The sequence below is a fragment of the Streptomyces sp. NPDC033221 genome (assembly GCF_055577005.1).
This window is the reverse complement of sequence record NZ_JBVIQN010000002.1, coordinates 1-16,290: the sequence shown is the minus strand read 5'-3', so window position 1 is coordinate 16,290 and position 16,290 is coordinate 1. Positions and strand designations below refer to the sequence as shown.

Sequence of the window (16,290 nt, the reverse complement as noted above, 5' to 3'; positions counted from 1 at the left end):
GCGTACTTACGCGGTGGTACTGCCGTGCGTCACACGGCGGGGATCAGTGGTGGCCGTGGCCGCTGGTGATCTCCTTGTACTCCTCGGCGGTCGGCTTCGGGATGACGTTGTCCTCGCCGTAGTAGCCCTTGGAGAGCTTGGCGCGGAGCTTGGTCGTCCGCTTGACCTTCCGCTCGACACCGTTCTCGTCGACCTCCGGGCCGATCTCGAACGGCTTGGGCTGCTCGTGCTGGGTGAGCGTGTGCAGCTGCTCCTGGTTGAGCGGCTCGTGCACCTCGATGAACTCACCGTGCGGCAGCCGCTTGATGATGCCGGACTCACGTCCGTGCAGCACCTTGTCGCGGTCCCGGCGCTGCAGGCCCAGGCAGATCCGCTTGGTGACGATGAAGGCGACGACCGGCCCGACGAAGAAGCCGATCCGGACGAACCAGGTCAGCGAGTTCAGCGACAGGTGGAAGTGGGTGGCCCACAGGTCGTTGCCGCCGCCGATCAGCATGATGAGGTAGGCGGTCAGCCAGGCCACACCGAAGCCGGTACGGGTCGGGGCGTTGCGCGGGCGGTCCAGGATGTGGTGCTCGCGCTTGTCACCGGTGACCCAGGACTCGACGAACGGGTAGACCGCGATCGCGACCAGCACCAGCGGGAAGATGAGGATCGGGATCAGCACACCGAAGTTGATGGTGTGGCCCCAGATGTCCCACTCCCAGCCGGGCATCACACGGACCAGACCCTCGGCGAAGCCCATGTACCAGTCGGGCTGGGCGCCGGTGGACACCTGGTCGGGCCGGTACGGGCCGATGGCCCACACCGGGTTGATGCTGGCGACCGCCGCGATCACCGAGATCACGCCGAAGACCAGGAAGAAGAAGCCTCCGGCCTTGGCCATGTAGACCGGCAGCAGCGGCATGCCGACGACGTTCTTGTTGGTCTTGCCGGCACCCGGGAACTGCGTGTGCTTGTGGTAGAAGACCAGGATCAGGTGCGCCACCAGCAGACCCAGCATGATGCCGGGCAGCAGCAGGACGTGCACCGTGAAGAACCTCGGGATGATGTCGTGCCCCGGGAACTCCCCGCCGAAGATGAACATCTGCAGGTACGAGCCGATGAGCGGCATCGCCAGGATGACACCCTCGATGAACCGGACGCCGGTGCCGGAGAGCAGGTCGTCCGGCAGCGAGTAGCCGGTGAAGCCGGTGAACATGCCGAGCACCAGCAGCAGGAAGCCGAACAGCCAGTTGACCTCGCGCGGCTTGCGGAAGGCGCCGGTGAAGAACACCCGCATCATGTGCACCATCATGCCGCCCAGGAAGACCAGGGCCGCCCAGTGGTGGATCTGCCGGATGAGCAGACCGCCGCGCACGTCGAAGCTGATGTCCAGCGTCGACTCGAACGCCTGCGTCATCCGGATCCCGTGCATGGGCACGTACGAGCCGTGGTACGTCACCTCGGCCATGCTCGGGTGGAAGAACAGCGTCAGGTAGACGCCGGTCAGGATGATGATGATGAAGCTGTAGAGGCAGATCTCGCCCAGCATGAAGGACCAGTGGTCCGGGAAGATCTTGCGCATGTTGGACTTGGCGAGGCTGTAGATGCCCAGCCGGCCGTCCGCCCAGTCGGCGATCCGCTCGCCCCGCGGCGCCTGGCCGCGGCGCGTGGTGGTCGCGCTCGTCTCGTTACTCATCCGCGCTCCCAGAAGCTCGGGCCGACGGGCTCCGCGAAGTCGCTTACGGCTTCGAGGAAGCCGTCCTTCACCGTGATGTGCAGCTGCGGCAGGGCGTGTCCGGCAGGGCCGAAGATGACGCGTCCGCCGTCGGCCAGGTCAAAGGTCGACTGGTGGCAGGGGCACAGCACGTGGTGCGTCTGCTGCTCGTAGAGGCTGATCGGGCAGCCCACGTGGGTGCAGATCTTCGAGTAGGCGACGATGCCCTCGTGCGACCAGTCCAGTTCCTGCTTGTCCTTGATGTTCTGCGGCTGGATCCGCACGAGCATCAGGGCGTCCTTGGCGATCTTCTGGTTGAAGTCGTGGTCGTCCTCCTCCAGGCCCTCGGGCTTGGCGAAGGTCAGCGAACCGACCGCGATGTCCTCGGGACGCAGCGGGAGGTTGGTCGACTGGTTGACCAGGCGGATGCCCTTCTTCCAGCCGGTCGTCCGGAGCTTCTTCTCCGGCAGCGGACCGAGGTCGCGCAGCAGCACCACACCGGAGAGCGGCACCAGGGCCAGCGCGCCGAACATGGTGTTGCGGACCAGCTTGCGGCGGCCGATCGCGGATTCCTTCGCGCCTGCGCGGAAGTCCTCCATGACCTTGGCCTTGACCTCGGGGGCCGCCTCGATCGGGTGCCGGTCGTCGGCGACCTCCTCGTCCGACATCAGCGTGCGGGCCCAGTGGACCGCGCCGGCGCCGATGCAGAAGAGCGCCACACCGAGCGTCAGGCCGAGCCAGAAGTTCAGCGCGCTGACGTGGCCGAACGGCCAGATGTAGGTGATCTCGTCGACCGGGAAGATCACGTAGGAGGCGATGAAGCCGACCGTCGCGAGCATCGACAGGGTGAAGAGGAAGGCGACCGCGCGCTCGGAGCGCTTGGCGGCCCGCTCGTCGATGTCCTGGATGCGGGGCTCGTGGGGCGGCAGCCCCGGGTCGGCGAACGGGTTGTCCGCCGTCTCGACCACGCCGCCGTGAGCCGTGTCCCGCTCACCGGGGAGGTTCTTTTCTGGCACGTCTTCGTGTCGTCCAGTCTCACTCATGACTTCTTGGCCTTCGTAGTCCGGGCTGCGACCCAGATGGCGACCGCGATCAGCGCGCCCAGGCCGGCGATCCAACCGAAGAGGCCCTCACTGACCGGGCCGAGACCGCCCAGGCCCAGACCACCGGGGCTGGGGGTGTCGTCGCTGTTGACGGCGCCGAGGTAGGACACGATGTCCTTCTTGTTCTGCGGGGACAGCGAACCGTCACCGAAGGAAGGCATGTTCTGCGGGCCGGTTTCCATGGCCTCGTAGATGTGCTTCGGGTCCACGCCTTCGAGCGTCGGTGCGAACTTGCCGTTGGTCAGGGCGCCGCCCTTACCGGTGAAGTTGTGGCACTGCGCGCAGTTCGTACGGAACAGCTCACCGCCCTTGGCGATGTCCGCGCCGTCCTTGCTGTACTGGTCCTTGCCCGGCACGCTGGGACCGGCACCCAGCGACGCGACGTACGCCGCGAGCTGGTCGATCTCGGCCTGGCTGTAGATGTTCTTCTTCCGCGGCACCTGGGCGCCGGGCTGCTGCGCCGGCATCCGGCCGGTAGCGACCTGGAAGTCGACGGCGGCGGCGCCCACGCCGACCAGGCTCGGGCCGTCGGAGGTGCCCTGACCGCCGGTGCCGTGGCAGCTGGCGCAGCCGACGGCGAAGAGCTTCTTGCCCTCCTTGATGGCAAGAGACTGGGCGGTGTCATCGGCCTGAGCCTTGTCCGCAGGCGCGAACGCGGCGTACAGCCCCCCAGTGACCGCCAGCGCGAAGAGTAGGACGACGAGCGCCGCCAGCGGATGGCGCCGTCGTGCGGAGAGCTTTTTCACGGATTACCCCGGTGTCAGGATCTTCTGCGTCGATGCTTTGGCTATGTCTGTCTGATGCGCGGTTCCGGTACGGGACCGGTCAGCGGATCAGGTAGATCGTGGCGAAGAGGCCGATCCAGACGACATCGACGAAGTGCCAGTAGTAGGACACGACGATGGCCGCGGTGGCCTGTTCGTGGGTGAACCTCTTGGCCGCGTACGTCCTGCCCAGGACCAGCAGGAAGGCGATGAGTCCGCCTGTCACGTGCAGTCCGTGGAAGCCGGTGGTCAGGTAGAACACCGAGCCGTACGGGCCGGACGAGAGCGAGAGGCCCTCTTCCTTGACCAGATCGGTGTACTCGAAGACCTGACCGCCGATGAAGATCGCACCCATGATGAAGGTGATCACGAACCAGGTCCGGAGCTTCTTGACATCGCCACGCTCGGCGGCGAACACACCGAGCTGGCAGGTCAGGGAGCTGAGCACCAGGATCGTCGTGTTCGTCGCGGAGAACGGAAGATTCAGCGCATCGGCGGATTCCTTCCAATACTCGGTCCCGGTCACCGATCGGAGGGTGAAGTACATCGCGAAGAGGGCCGCGAAGAACATCAGCTCGGAACTCAGCCAGATGATGGTTCCGACGCTGGTGAGGTTCGGCCGATTGACCGACGGGTGCGCGTGCCCGGTTTCTACTGTCGTTGCTGTCGCCACGACCGACATTATGTCGGTCGCTTATCCCGCCCTCACTCCGGGGGGTGCCGTTCGGTGTGTCAAGGGCGTATGCCCTGCTCGTACGGCCCACTGCGGCAGTCGCCCGAAGGGAGGACCCGGGACCCGCCGTACGGCCCCGTACCCCCGCTGTGACCAGTCCTGACGGGCCGTCGGCCAGATCGTGGATCTCGTCGAACCCTCCTGCGTGCCGCCGTACGGGCAGTAGCATCCGCGCTGGAGGCACCTCCCGGCGCTGGCCGGGTGGGTTTCCGCCCGAAGCCGTACCGCCGAGATGCGTGGAGGAACGATGCAGGCGACTGCCACGGTGCTGGTCTACAGCGACAACGCCGACACCCGCGAGCAGGTACGGCTGGCGACGGGCCGCCGGCCGGCCGCCGACGTGCCGCCGGTGGAGTTCCTGGAGTGCGCGACGCTGCCCGCCGTCCTGGAGGCGCTGGAGCAGGGCGGGATCGACGTGTGTGTGCTGGACGGCGAGACGGCGCCCGCGGGCGGCATGGGCGTGTGCCGGCAGATCAAGGACGAGATCTTCCACTGCCCGCCGGTGCTGCTGCTCATCGGCCGCCCGCAGGACGCGTGGCTGGCGACGTGGAGCCGCGCGGACGCCGCTGTGACGCACCCTGTGGACCCGGTGGCCTTCACGGACGCCCTGGCCGGGCTGCTGCGCCGCAGGCTCCTCACGGGGGCCTGAGCGGCCTCCTGAAGGCCCTCCTGAGGGGTCTTCAGACCTGCGGGCGCAGCCGGGCGGCATTCTCGGGTCCCGGCCGCTGGTCCTGCTCGCCTGTGGTGCTGGGCTTGTTCTTGTCCAGCGCGCTGCCCGCGCGCCACTGCTTCCACGGCATGTTCCAGTCGCCGAAGCCGTTGTCGAAGGGCGTCATGGTCTCGCCGCCGCTGTTGACGACCTTGACGAGATCGCCGACCCGCACGGTGTCGAAGAACCACTTGGCGTTGCCGGTGGACATGCCGGTGCAGCCGTGGCTGACGTTGTCGGCGCCCTGCGATCCCACGGACCAGGGCGCCGCGTGCACGTATTCGCCGCTCCAGGTCACCCGGGTGGCCCAGTAGACCGGCAGGTCGTAGGAGTCCGTACTGCTCGACGGGATGCCGATGCTCTCCCCCCGCATCCGGACGAAACCCTCCTTGCCCAGGATGACCTTGGTGCCGTTGCGGGTGGAGTAGCCGGGCTTGCCGGTGGTGACGGGGATGGTGTTGATCTCCTCGCCGTTGCGGGTGACCGTCATGGTGTGCGCCGCGGCGTCCGTGACGGCCTCCACCCGGTCGCCCGTACGGAGCTTCACGGGCTTCGCGGGGCCTCCGTACAGCCCGCCGGTGACCTTCAGGCCCTCCAGGTTGCTGCGGACCTCGATATCGGCGTGCGTGGGCCAGTACTCGCGCGGGCGGAAGTGCAGCGTCTTGCTGTCGACCCAGTGCCAGGAGCCCTCGACCCGCGGGGTGGAGCGGACCTTGAGGGCGCCCTCCACGATCGCGCGCGCCTTGGGGTCCTTGACGGGCTTGCTCAGCGCCGCCGTCACGGGCTGGCCGACCCCGTACGTGCCGTTCTCGGGACCGAGCTTGACGTTCAGCCGGTCGCCGGTGTCCTTGGTGTCGATCTGGAGGATCTTGCGGCCCGGCGCGCCGTCCTCGTCCTCGGTGCTCACCCGCACGGTGTAGCGGGTGCCGGCGGCCAGCGGGACGGTGGTGCGCCACTGCCTGCCGTCGGCGGTCAGTTCGCCCCTGATGTAGCGGCCGGAGGCGTCGGTGGCGGTCACATCCGTGATGCGGGCCTCGTCACCGGTGGTGGAGACCTCCAGCGGCTTGTCCGGGTCCGCCTTCGCGCCGCCGCCGGGCGCGTTGGCGGAGATCTGTCCGGCCGCGTCGTACGGCGCTGCCGAGAGCGGGTCCGACGACGAACCGCCGCAGGCGGTGGCGCCTGCCGCCAGGGGCGCCAGCAGGAAGGCGCAGCCGAGCGCCGTCCGGTGTCGTGGTCTGTGACTCATGACCCCAAAGTATGAAAATCCCCCGGCCGCGGCGCGCTGGAGGACTGCAAACGGGCGGGCCCGGACACCTGGTGAGGTGTCCGGGCCCGCCCGGTGTACGGGAGCCGCCTACTGCGTGCGGTTCTCGCCTCGGTAGTACTCGAAGACCCAGCCGAACAGGCCGATCAGGATGACCGGGGCCGAGAAGTAGAGCAGCCACCAGCCGAAGACCACGCCCAGGAAGGCGAGCGCGCCGCCGACGCCCAGGGACAGCGGCTGCCAGCTGTGCGGGCTGAAGAAGCCCAGCTCACCGGCGTCGTCGGAGACCTCGGCCTCGTCGTTGTCCTGTGCTCCGGCGTCCACCCGGCGAGCCGTGAAGGCCAGGTAGTAGCCGATCATGATGCACAGGCCGAAGGCGAGGAACAGCGCGGTGGTGCCCGCCGGCTCCTTCGACCAGACGCCATAGACGATCGCCATGGCGAGGACGAAGACGGAGAGCCAGATGAACATCTTGCCCTGGATCTTCACTTGCCGACCTCCTTGCCGCCGAACAGCGCCGTGTCCTTCTGGCCCTCGTTCTCGATGGCCTCCATCGCGGCGATCTCAGGGTGGTGCAGGTCGAACGCCGGGGATTCGGACCGGATGCGCGGCAGCGTGAGGAAGTTGTGCCGCGGCGGCGGGCAGGAGGTCGCCCACTCCAGCGAGCGGCCGTAGCCCCACGGGTCGTCGACCTCGACCTTCTTGCCGTACTTGGCCGTCTTCCAGACGTTGTACATGAACGGCAGCATCGACAGGCCGAGCAGGAACGAGGCGATCGTCGAGATCGTGTTCAGCGTGGTGAAGCCGTCCGCGTTCAGGTAGTCCGCGTAGCGCCGCGGCATGCCCTCGGCGCCCAGCCAGTGCTGGACGAGGAAGGTGCCGTGGAAGCCGACGAACAGCGTCCAGAACGTGATCTTGCCGAGCCGCTCGTCGAGCATCTTGCCGGTGAACTTGGGCCACCAGAAGTGGAAGCCGGCGAACATCGCGAAGACGACCGTGCCGAAGATGACGTAGTGGAAGTGCGCCACCACGAAGTACGAGTCCGAGACGTGGAAGTCCATCGGCGGCGACGCCAGGATCACGCCGGTCAGACCGCCGAAGGTGAAGGTGATCAGGAAGCCGACCGCCCACAGCATCGGTGTCTCGAAGGACAGCGAGCCCTTCCACATCGTGCCGAGCCAGTTGAAGAACTTCACACCGGTCGGTACCGCGATGAGGAATGTCATGAACGAGAAGAACGGTAGGAGTACCCCGCCCGTCACGTACATGTGGTGCGCCCAGACGGTGACCGAAAGGCCCGCGATCGAAATCGTCGCCGCGATCAGACCGATGTAACCGAACATCGGCTTCCGGGAGAAGACCGGAATGACCTCGGAAATGATACCGAAGAACGGCAGCGCGATGATGTACACCTCGGGGTGCCCGAAGAACCAGAAGAGGTGCTGCCAGAGCAATGCCCCGCCATTGGCCGCATCGAATACATGCGCCCCGAATTTACGGTCCGCCTCCAGGGCGAACAGCGCGGCGGCCAGGACCGGGAAGGCCAGCAGGACCAGCACACCGGTCAGCAGGACGTTCCAGGTGAAGATCGGCATCCGGAACATCGTCATGCCGGGGGCACGCATGCAGATGATCGTGGTGATGAAGTTGACCGAACCGAGGATCGTGCCGAAGCCGGAGAAGGCCAGACCCATGATCCACATGTCCGCGCCCACGCCCGGCGAACGCACCGCGTCCGACAGCGGCGAGTAGGCGAACCAGCCGAAGTCCGCCGCACCCTGCGGGGTGAGGAAGCCGGCCACCGCGATCAGCGAGCCGAAGAGGTACAGCCAGTACGCGAACATGTTCAGCCGCGGGAACGCCACGTCGGGCGCGCCGATCTGCAGCGGCATGATCCAGTTCGCGAAGCCGGAGAACAGCGGCGTCGCGAACATCAGCAGCATGATCGTGCCGTGCATCGTGAACGCCTGGTTGAACTGCTCGTTCGACATGATCTGCGTGCCGGGACGAGCGAGCTCCGCGCGCATCAGCAGGGCCATCAGGCCGCCGATGCAGAAGAACGCGAACGAGGTGACCAGGTAGAGCGTACCGATGGTCTTGTGGTCAGTGGTCGTCAGCCAGCTCACCACGACGGAGCCGGGAGACTTCTTTCGTGCGGGCGGTGCTGCCGGAGCCGTTGCGGCGGCGGCACCCTGAGGTTCGTTGAGGATGCTCACTTGTTGTTGGTCTCCGCGTTCCTGGCGTGATCCGTCTGCTTGATGCCCGACGGCAGGTAACCGGTCTGGCCCTTCTTCGCCAGGTCCTTCAGGTGCTCCCGGTACTTCTCGGGGGAGACGACCTTGACGTTGAAGAGCATCCGGGAGTGGTCGACGCCGCAGAGCTCGGCGCACTTGCCCATGAAGGTGCCCTCCTTGTTCGGAGTCACCTCGAAGACGTTGGTGTGGCCGGGGATCACGTCCTGCTTCATCAGGAACGGCACCACCCAGAACGAGTGGATGACATCACGCGACGTCAGGACGAACTGGACCGTCTCGCCCTTGGGCAGCCACAGGGTCGGACCCGGGTTGCCGGTCTGCGGGTTCCGCGTGCCCGGAACGCCCTCGTCGTACACGCCGTCGGCGCCTGCGGGGACGTTCTTCTTCCACTTGTCCGGGATCGCGGAGAGTTCCTTGGAGTCGATGTTCGTGGTGTCGGCCTTGCCGTCCACGTTCTCCAGGTAGTTGAACGCCCAGCTCCACTGATAGCCCACCACGTTGATGACGTGGTCGGGCTTCTTGGAAGTCTTGAGGAGTTCGCTCTCATCGCGCGCGGTGAAGTAGAAGAGCACCGCGATGATGATGAACGGAACAATGGTGTACAACGCCTCGATGGGCATGTTGTACCGCGTCTGTGCGGGGACCTCCACCTTGGTCCGGCTGCGGCGGTGGAAGATCCAGCTCCAGATGATCAGGCCCCACACCAGCACGCCCACTGCAAGGGCGGCGGCCCAGGAGCCCTGCCAAAGGGAGAGGATCCGCGGCGCCTCTTCAGTAGCCGGATTGGGCATGCCGAGGTTGGGAAAGTCCTTGTATGTGCAACCGGTCGAGGTTGCCAGGACCAGTCCCGCAGCCAGCACCTGCGGCAGCTTCCGCCGCATCGGGCGCCGCGACGAGCGGTCGGAGCCGTTGGGACTCACGTAGCGCCTTCCCGAGAGTCTCGCCCGCGAGACCGGCTGCGGCCGTCTCGCTGGTCGGTCGCCGGCCCTGGCACGGGCAGGGGTTTGGATGTTTATGCGGACCAAACCCTACTGGACGCTATTTGGGGTCGCGCGGGGAGGGTGCCCAACGCGCCGCACCGCTCCCCGAAGGGGTGGCTGCGGCATCCGGGGGATGCCCCCCGAGCCCCGGAATGCCGGGCTCCGGCGGTCATCTGACGCCGCGCCCGGACAGGCGTACGAAGCGCTAGCGTCTGGGGCGTGTCCTACTTCGATGCCGCCTCGGCCGTTCCGCTGCACCCGGTCGCCCGGGAAGCCCTGCTCGCCTCGCTCGACGAGGGCTGGGCCGATCCGGCCCGCCCCTACCGGGAGGGCCGCCGCGCCCGGCTGCTGCTGGACGCCGCGCGGGAGGCCGCGGCAGAAGCCGTCGGCTGTCGACCCGACGAGCTCGTTTTCACTCCTTCGGGGACGCAGGCGGTGCATTCGGCCATGTCCGGCACGCTTGCCGCGCGTCGGCGTGTCGGCCGCCATCTGGTCCACTCCGCGGTGGAGCACTCCTCCGTACTGCACGCCGCCGCGGTCCACGAGGCGGCGGGCGGCACGGTGTCCGAGATCGGCGTGGACCGTACGGGCCGGGTGGCCGCCGCTGACCTCGCCGCCGCGCTGCGCCCGGACACCGCGCTGGCGGCCCTGCAGTCCGCCAATCACGAGGTGGGTACCGAGCAGCCGGTGGAGGAGGCCGCCGCGGCCTGCCGGGAGGCGGGCGTACCGCTGCTGGTGGACGCCGCCCAGTCGCTCCCCTGGGGCCCGGCCGGCGGCGCCTGGTCGCTGCTGACGGCCAGCGCGCACAAGTGGGGCGGTCCGCCCGGCGTGGGGCTGCTGGCCGTCCGCAAGGGCACCCGGTTCGCGCCGCAGGGGCCGCAGGACGAGCGGGAGTCCGGCAGGGTGCCGGGCTTCGGGAATCTGCCCGCCGTGGTCGCGGCGGCGGCCTCGCTGCGCGCCGTACGGGCGGAGGCGGCGGCCGAGGCGGCGCGGCTGCGGGAGCTGGTCGACCGTATCCGTACGCGGGTGGCCGAGGCGGTGCCGGACACCGAGGTCGTCGGCGACCCCGAGCGCCGGCTCCCCCACCTGGTCACCTTCTCGTGTCTCTATGTCGACGGAGAGACCCTGCTGCACGCACTGGACCGGGCGGGCTTCTCCGTGTCCTCCGGGTCGTCCTGCACCTCCGGCACCCTGACGCCGAGCCATGTGCTGCGGGCGATGGGCGTGCTGTCGGAGGGCAATGTCCGGGTGTCGCTGCCGCCGGGCACCGCCGAGGCCGACGTCGAACGCTTCCTGGACATGCTCCCGGGAGCGGTCCGCTCCGTACGGGAACAGCTCGGCGCACCCGCTGCCGCGCGGCCGGAAACCGCCCCCTCCCCCGCCGCGGAACACGTCGTGGACGCCCTGGGCAAGCGCTGCCCGGTGCCCGTCATCGAACTGGCGAAGGTGATCGGCGACGTGCCGGTGGGCGCCACGCTGACCGTCCTGGCGGACGACGAGGCGGCGCGGCTGGACATTCCCGCGTGGTGCGGGATGCGGGGCCAGGAGTACGTGGGCGAGCGGGCGGCCGAGCGCGGCACCGCGTACGTGGTGCGGCGCCTCGTGTGACCCGTACGGCTCGCTCGGCCGGTACGGCTCGTCCGGCCGGGTGCGGCGCCCCTGGAGGATGTCCGACGGGCCGCCGCACCACAGGGACCGGATCAGGCCAGATGCGCCCGGATGTCGGCAGCGGCGTCGTGCCCGTACGCCTTGGTGAAGCGGTCCATGAAGTGGCTGCGGTGCAGCTCGTACTCCTGGGTGCCGACGGTCTCGATGACCAGCGTCGCCAGCATGCAGCCGACCTGCGCGGCGCGCTCCAGGCCGACGCCCCAGGCGAGACCGGACAGGAAACCGGCGCGGAACGCGTCGCCGACGCCGGTCGGGTCGGCCTTGGCCTTCTCCTCGGCGGTGCCCACGACGATGTCCGGCTCGCCGGCCCGCTCGATGCGGACGCCTTCGGCACCCAGCGTCGTCACCCGGGTGCCGACCTTGGCCAGGATCTCCTCGGAGGTCCAGCCGGTCTTGTTCTCGATCAGGCCCTTCTCGTACTCGTTGGAGAAGAGGTACGCCGCGCCGTCCATCAGGGTGCGGATGCCCTCGCCGTCCATCCGGGCGATCTGCTGCGAGAAGTCGGCCGCGAAGGGGATGCCGCGGGTGCGGCACTCCTCGGTGTGGCGGACCATCGCCTCCGGGTCGTCCGCGCCGATCAGCACCAGGTCCAGGCCGCCGACGCGCTCGGCGACGGTGTGCAGCTCGATCAGCCGCGCCTCGCTCATCGCGCCGGTGTAGAAGGAGCCGATCTGGTTGTGGTCGGCGTCGGTGGTGCACACGAAGCGGGCGGTGTGCTTGACCTCGGAGATGCGGACCGAGCGGGTGTCCACACCGTGCCGGTCGAGCCAGGCGCGGTACTCGTCGAAGTCGTTGCCGGCGGCGCCGACCAGGATCGGCCCGGTGCCGAGCTGTCCCATGCCGAAGCAGATGTTGGCGCCCACGCCCCCGCGCCGGACGTCGAGTTCGTCGACCAGGAAGGAGAGGGAGACCGTGTGCAGCTGATCGGCGACCAGTTGGTCGGCGAAACGGCCGGGGAAGGTCATCAGGTGGTCGGTGGCGATGGAGCCGGTGACTGCGATACGCACGACGGGTCTGCTCCTGCGGAAGGCGGAAGGACGAGGCGGACGTTGGTCAACGGTACCGGGTGTCCTGATCTCCGCCCACCAGCCGAAACTACCCAATAGTAGGGCTTTCTTCGCGAGGCGCGGGATGCGTACGGTGCCCGTATGACCAAGCATGTGAAGGGCGTCACACCCCGTTCGGCCGCCGTTCGCGCCGCCGCCTCCCGTTCCGCCTCCGGCCACGCCGCCGAGCCGGAATCCATGGCCCAGCTGCTGGGGGACTGCGCGCGGATGACGCCACACTGGCGCAGCGACGCGCAGGCACCCCCGCCGCCCGCCCGCGAACTGCACGGCATCAGCGTCCCCGCGGCCTCCGCGGCGCTGGTCAGGGGCATGTCCGAGTACGGCGACTGAGCGGCACCCCGGGCCCGGCCCCGGGCCGAGGGAACCGCGGACGCACCGGCTCCGTCCAACCGGCGTCCTCCCCACGGAGGAGGACACGTCAGTTGTTCAGCGGAGCCGAAGGAGCGATGCGGTGAGCACCGAGGACACGCCCCCCGCGGCCGGCGGGGAGAATTCCGGCGACGACACCCAGGAGACGACCGCCCGGCGCCGGCGCAGCCCGCTGATCGCGGCCTCGGTGGCCGCGGCGGTGCTGCTGGCCGGCGGCGGCGCGGCGTACTGGGCCTCCAGCGCCTCCAGCAGCGGGGAGAGCGGCACCGGCGCCCGTCCGGAGGGCGGCCCGCCGCCGCTCGCCCTGGAGGGGTACGCCAAGGAGACGGGCTCGCGCAGCGGAATCGCGCCCGGCGAGCCGAACCCGCAGGGCGCGGGCTACCGGGCGACGGGCAAGCTGCCCGCAGGGCCCTCCTCGGCGCCCGTCTACCAGCCGCGCGGCGAAGTCTCCCAGGAGGCGGTGGCCCGGCTGGCGAAGGCCCTGGACCTGCCCGGCAAGGTCCGCTCGGACGGCAACTCCTGGAAGGTGGGCGGCCTGACGCGGGACGCGCGCAGCCCCGTCCTCCAGGTGGCCAAGGGCGGCTCCGGCGCATGGACGTACTCGCAGTACGGCACGCCCGGCGGGACCGGCTGCGCGGAGACCGCGCCGAAGGACAGCGGCAGCGGCTCGCAGGCGAGCGGCCCCGGCTGCCCCTCCACCCCGGGGGGCACCCAGAACGACACCGCCGAGCAGGACGCCGTCTCCCCGGAGAAGGCGAAGCAGGCGGCGCAGCCGGTGCTGGAGGCGCTCGGCCAGAAGAACGCCAAGCTCGACGCGAGCGGCCTGTCCGGCGCGGTACGGACCGTCAGCGCCAACCCGGTGCTCGGCGGCCTGCCCACGTACGGCTGGCAGAGCGACATCCAGATCGGCTCGGACGGCCAGGTCGTCGGCGGCAGTGGCCAGTTGGCGCAGCCCGTCAAGGGCGACACGTACCCGGTACAGAGCGCCGAGAAGACGCTGGAGCGCCTCAACGCCGCGCACGGCGGCGCGAACTCCGGCATCGGCGGCTGCGCGACGGCCGAGCCGCAGCAGAAGCAGGGCACCGACACCGCCGGCGTCGAGCCGTGCGCGGGCAGCGCCGCCGCGCGCAAGCCCGCCGACGTGACCGGCGCGGTCTTCGGCCTCTCGGCCCAGTACGTCAACGGCCGCCAGGCGCTGGTGCCCTCGTGGCTCTACACCGTCCAGCGGACCGGCGGCGGCACGGTCACCCACCCCGCCGTCGACCCGAAGTACGTCAAGAACGGTGACGGCAGCACCTCGCCCGACCCCGCCCAGCCCCCCAACAGCGGCAAGCCGTCGGGCAAGGCCGGGGCGATGAACCTGGAGTCGTACGAGGTCAGCGCGGACGGCAAGTCGCTCACGCTGCGCTTCTGGGGCGGCGTGTGCAGCACGTACTCGGCGACCGCCGAACAGACCGGCAAGAGCGTCAAGGCCGAGGTCATCGGCAAGGAGAAGAAGCCGAACCAGATCTGCGTGAAGATGGCGAAGCAGTTCACGCAGACGGTGCCGCTGGAGAAGCCGCTGGCCGGGCGGGAGGTGGTCGACGCGGCCACCGGCAAGGAGGTTCCGGCGGCGAAGTAGCGTCGTATAGTTTTGTGGAATAAATAACGTGATCTTGCACGGCGTCGGCGCGTGCAGGAACGACAACGGCGGCGCCCCCTGCGAAAGGGGGCGCCGCCGTCGTACGCTCTCCTGCTCCGGCCGGCTCCGCCGGCTTCGGATCAGTTGAAGGAGTCACCACAGGCGCAGGAGCCCGTGGCGTTCGGGTTGTCGATCGTGAAGCCCTGCTTCTCGATGGTGTCGACGAAGTCGATGGAGGCGCCGCCCAGGTACGGGGCGCTCATCCGGTCGGTGACGACCTTGACGCCGTCGAAGTCCTTGACGACATCGCCGTCGAGCGACCGCTCGTCGAAGAAGAGCTGGTAGCGCAGTCCGGAGCAGCCGCCGGGCTGGACGGCCACCCGCAGCGCGAGGTCGTCGCGGCCTTCCTGCTCCAGCAGGGCCTTCACCTTCGACGCGGCCGCGTCGGACAGGATGATGCCGTCGCCGACGGTGGTCTCGTCCTGAACGCTCATCTAGATCTCTCCCGGGTTGTACGGACCGCTTGCCCTCGGCTGCAACCGACGGGGCCCGGAATTCATTCCGGCTGGCGCGACGTGTTCTCGTTCTTTCGTCTTTCATGCTCGCACACCACGGGCGGGTCGCGGGTGGCCCGGGGACGGGGATGCGTCACATCGACACGATGCCCATCGTCAAAGTGACGTGAAGCGGTTATGATAGATAGCGTCAAACAGACGAAAAGGGTCCCGGTGCTGTCGTCACCGGCTCCCCCGGGTGCGGCCCCGCCGCGCTCACGACGACAAGAGAGGGTGCGTGCCGTGACCACCGCCCAGCCCCTGGACGTCCAGCCGTCCCCGCTCGCGCTGCTCCTTCTCGGCCGCGAGGCCGACCCCAAGAGCGAGCGCGGCGTGGACTGCCCCGGCGACCTGCCGGCCCCGTCCGACCCCGGACTCGTCGAGCGGGCCCGCGCCGCCAAGGCGAAGCTCGGCGACAAGGTCTTCGTCCTCGGGCACCACTACCAGCGCGACGAGGTCATCGAGTTCGCCGACGTGACCGGCGACTCTTTCAAGCTGGCACGGGACGCGGCCGCCCGGCCGGACGCCGAGTACATCGTCTTCTGCGGTGTGCACTTCATGGCCGAGTCCGCCGACATCCTCACCTCCGACGACCAGCAGGTCGTCCTGCCCGACCTGGCCGCCGGCTGCTCCATGGCCGACATGGCGACGGCCGAGCAGGTCGCGGAGTGCTGGGACGTGCTCACCGAGGCCGGCGTGGCCGAGCAGGTCGTCCCCGTCTCGTACATGAACTCCTCCGCCGACATCAAGGCCTTCACCGGCAAGCACGGCGGCACGATCTGCACCTCCTCCAACGCCAAGCGCGCGCTGGACTGGGCCTTCGAACAGGGCGAGAAGGTCCTGTTCCTGCCCGACCAGCACCTGGGCCGCAACACCGCCGTACGCGACATGGGCATGTCCCTGGACGACTGCGTCCTCTACAACCCCCACAAGCCGAACGGCGGCCTGACCGCCGAGCAGCTCCGCGCCGCCAAGATGATCCTGTGGCGCGGCCACTGCTCCGTGCACGGCCGGTTCTCCCTCGAATCCGTCGAGGACGTACGGGCCCGCATACCCGGCGTGAACGTCCTCGTACACCCCGAGTGCAAGCACGAGGTCGTCGCCGCCGCCGACTACGTAGGCTCCACCGAATACATCATCAAGGCCCTGGAAGCCGCCCCGCCCGGCTCCAAGTGGGCCATCGGCACCGAACTGAACCTCGTCCGCCGCCTGGCCAACCGTTTCGCCACCGAGGACAAGGAGATCGTCTTCCTCGACAAGACGGTCTGCTTCTGCTCCACCATGAACCGCATCGACCTCCCGCACCTGGTCTGGACCCTGGAGTCCCTCGCCGAGGGCAAGCTCGTCAACCGCATCCAGGTCGACCGCGAGACGGAGAGCTTCGCGAAGCTGGCGCTGGAGCGGATGCTGGCGCTGCCGTAGGGCGCCTTGGGCGCGCAGCCCCACGGCGACGTACAGGACGTCGGGGAGGGCGGCCAGCCGCCGCTCGGCCTCCGCCGACTTG

The 16,290-nt window shown here is 69.0% G+C and carries 15 protein-coding genes; 5 read left to right on the top strand and 10 right to left on the bottom strand.

Translation table 11 applies throughout. The annotated features are described in order from the left end of the window. Window positions 1–43 precede the first annotated feature (43 nt). From qcrB to ctaE, 4 genes are all read right to left on the bottom strand, one after another. Window positions 44–1,681: a cytochrome bc1 complex cytochrome b subunit gene (gene qcrB, locus ACZ53K_RS02200; protein ID WP_468830884.1), complete on the bottom strand. Its 1,638-nt coding sequence runs from the start codon at window positions 1,679–1,681 to the stop codon at window positions 44–46. After that, window positions 1,678–2,742, bottom strand: a complete 1,065-nt coding sequence (qcrA, locus tag ACZ53K_RS02195; protein WP_468830881.1) for a cytochrome bc1 complex Rieske iron-sulfur subunit — start codon at window positions 2,740–2,742, stop codon at window positions 1,678–1,680. Before qcrA ends, qcrB begins: the two co-directional genes overlap by 4 nt. After that, on the bottom strand, window positions 2,739–3,548 hold the full coding sequence (qcrC, locus tag ACZ53K_RS02190) for a cytochrome bc1 complex diheme cytochrome c subunit (RefSeq protein ID WP_468830878.1): 810 nt from the start codon (window positions 3,546–3,548) through the stop codon (window positions 2,739–2,741). Before qcrC ends, qcrA begins: the two co-directional genes overlap by 4 nt. Window positions 3,549–3,627: 79 nt before the next feature. Continuing rightward, window positions 3,628–4,248 (bottom strand): aa3-type cytochrome oxidase subunit III, encoded by a 621-nt coding sequence (gene ctaE / locus ACZ53K_RS02185; protein ID WP_030020850.1) that lies wholly within the window; start codon window positions 4,246–4,248, stop codon window positions 3,628–3,630. Between the two features lie 298 nt (window positions 4,249–4,546). Here ctaE and ACZ53K_RS02180 point away from each other — a divergent pair, with 298 nt between their 5' ends. Further along, window positions 4,547–4,948, top strand: a complete 402-nt coding sequence (locus tag ACZ53K_RS02180) for a hypothetical protein (RefSeq protein WP_468830875.1) — start codon at window positions 4,547–4,549, stop codon at window positions 4,946–4,948. 31 nt (window positions 4,949–4,979) lie between these two features. On the opposite strand, the gene ACZ53K_RS02175 is transcribed toward ACZ53K_RS02180, so the two are convergent. From ACZ53K_RS02175 to ctaC, 4 genes are all read right to left on the bottom strand, one after another. Further along, window positions 4,980–6,254 carry a L,D-transpeptidase gene (locus ACZ53K_RS02175; protein WP_468830872.1) on the bottom strand — a complete coding sequence of 425 codons (1,275 nt, stop codon included), beginning with the start codon at window positions 6,252–6,254 and terminating at the stop codon, window positions 4,980–4,982. Window positions 6,255–6,362: 108 nt separating this feature from the next. After that, a complete protein-coding gene (locus ACZ53K_RS02170; RefSeq protein ID WP_030593216.1) occupies window positions 6,363–6,761 on the bottom strand; it encodes a cytochrome c oxidase subunit 4 in 399 nt (132 codons plus the stop codon). Next, on the bottom strand, window positions 6,758–8,488 hold the full coding sequence (ctaD, locus tag ACZ53K_RS02165) for an aa3-type cytochrome oxidase subunit I (RefSeq protein ID WP_468830869.1): 1,731 nt from the start codon (window positions 8,486–8,488) through the stop codon (window positions 6,758–6,760). The genes ACZ53K_RS02170 and ctaD overlap by 4 nt, the downstream gene beginning before the upstream one ends. Continuing rightward, entirely contained in the window at window positions 8,485–9,447 is a 963-nt protein-coding gene (gene ctaC / locus ACZ53K_RS02160; protein ID WP_468830866.1) for an aa3-type cytochrome oxidase subunit II, read from the bottom strand. The genes ctaD and ctaC overlap by 4 nt, the downstream gene beginning before the upstream one ends. Before the next feature lie 279 nt (window positions 9,448–9,726). On the opposite strand from ctaC, the gene ACZ53K_RS02155 reads away from it, so the two are divergent. Beyond that, the gene (locus tag ACZ53K_RS02155) at window positions 9,727–11,115 is read left to right on the top strand and encodes an aminotransferase class V-fold PLP-dependent enzyme (RefSeq protein ID WP_468830863.1); all 1,389 of its coding nucleotides are present in this window, start codon (window positions 9,727–9,729) and stop codon (window positions 11,113–11,115) included. A gap of 92 nt (window positions 11,116–11,207) precedes the next feature. On the opposite strand, the gene ACZ53K_RS02150 is transcribed toward ACZ53K_RS02155, so the two are convergent. Further along, a complete protein-coding gene (locus tag ACZ53K_RS02150) occupies window positions 11,208–12,182 on the bottom strand; it encodes a carbohydrate kinase family protein (protein WP_468830860.1) in 975 nt (324 codons plus the stop codon). Window positions 12,183–12,323: 141 nt separating this feature from the next. Between ACZ53K_RS02150 and ACZ53K_RS02145 the strand changes: the two genes are divergently transcribed. Together ACZ53K_RS02145 and ACZ53K_RS02140 are read left to right on the top strand one after the other, a co-directional pair. Further along, on the top strand, window positions 12,324–12,572 hold the full coding sequence (locus ACZ53K_RS02145; protein ID WP_468830857.1) for a hypothetical protein: 249 nt from the start codon (window positions 12,324–12,326) through the stop codon (window positions 12,570–12,572). Window positions 12,573–12,693: 121 nt separating this feature from the next. After that, a complete protein-coding gene (locus ACZ53K_RS02140) occupies window positions 12,694–14,232 on the top strand; it encodes a hypothetical protein (protein WP_468830854.1) in 1,539 nt (512 codons plus the stop codon). A gap of 140 nt (window positions 14,233–14,372) precedes the next feature. Here the strand turns inward: ACZ53K_RS02140 and ACZ53K_RS02135 are convergent, their stop codons facing one another. Beyond that, the gene (locus ACZ53K_RS02135; RefSeq protein ID WP_030593232.1) at window positions 14,373–14,726 is read right to left on the bottom strand and encodes a HesB/IscA family protein; all 354 of its coding nucleotides are present in this window, start codon (window positions 14,724–14,726) and stop codon (window positions 14,373–14,375) included. Window positions 14,727–15,020: 294 nt separating this feature from the next. Here ACZ53K_RS02135 and nadA point away from each other — a divergent pair, with 294 nt between their 5' ends. Continuing rightward, a complete protein-coding gene (nadA, locus tag ACZ53K_RS02130; protein ID WP_468830850.1) occupies window positions 15,021–16,208 on the top strand; it encodes a quinolinate synthase NadA in 1,188 nt (395 codons plus the stop codon). The last annotated feature ends 82 nt before the right edge of the window (window positions 16,209–16,290 follow it).

Excerpts from the sequence above, each read along its gene's own strand:
- qcrB (WP_468830884.1), bottom strand. The coding sequence starts at position 1,681 with ATGAGTAACGAGACGAGCGCGACCACCACGCGCCGCGGCCAGGCGCCG.
- qcrA (WP_468830881.1), bottom strand. The coding sequence starts at position 2,742 with ATGAGTGAGACTGGACGACACGAAGACGTGCCAGAAAAGAACCTCCCC.
- ctaE (WP_030020850.1), bottom strand. The coding sequence starts at position 4,248 with ATGTCGGTCGTGGCGACAGCAACGACAGTAGAAACCGGGCACGCGCAC.
- ACZ53K_RS02180 (WP_468830875.1), top strand. The coding sequence starts at position 4,547 with ATGCAGGCGACTGCCACGGTGCTGGTCTACAGCGACAACGCCGACACC.
- ACZ53K_RS02175 (WP_468830872.1), bottom strand. The coding sequence starts at position 6,254 with ATGAGTCACAGACCACGACACCGGACGGCGCTCGGCTGCGCCTTCCTG.
- ACZ53K_RS02145 (WP_468830857.1), top strand. The coding sequence starts at position 12,324 with ATGACCAAGCATGTGAAGGGCGTCACACCCCGTTCGGCCGCCGTTCGC.
- ACZ53K_RS02135 (WP_030593232.1), bottom strand. The coding sequence starts at position 14,726 with ATGAGCGTTCAGGACGAGACCACCGTCGGCGACGGCATCATCCTGTCC.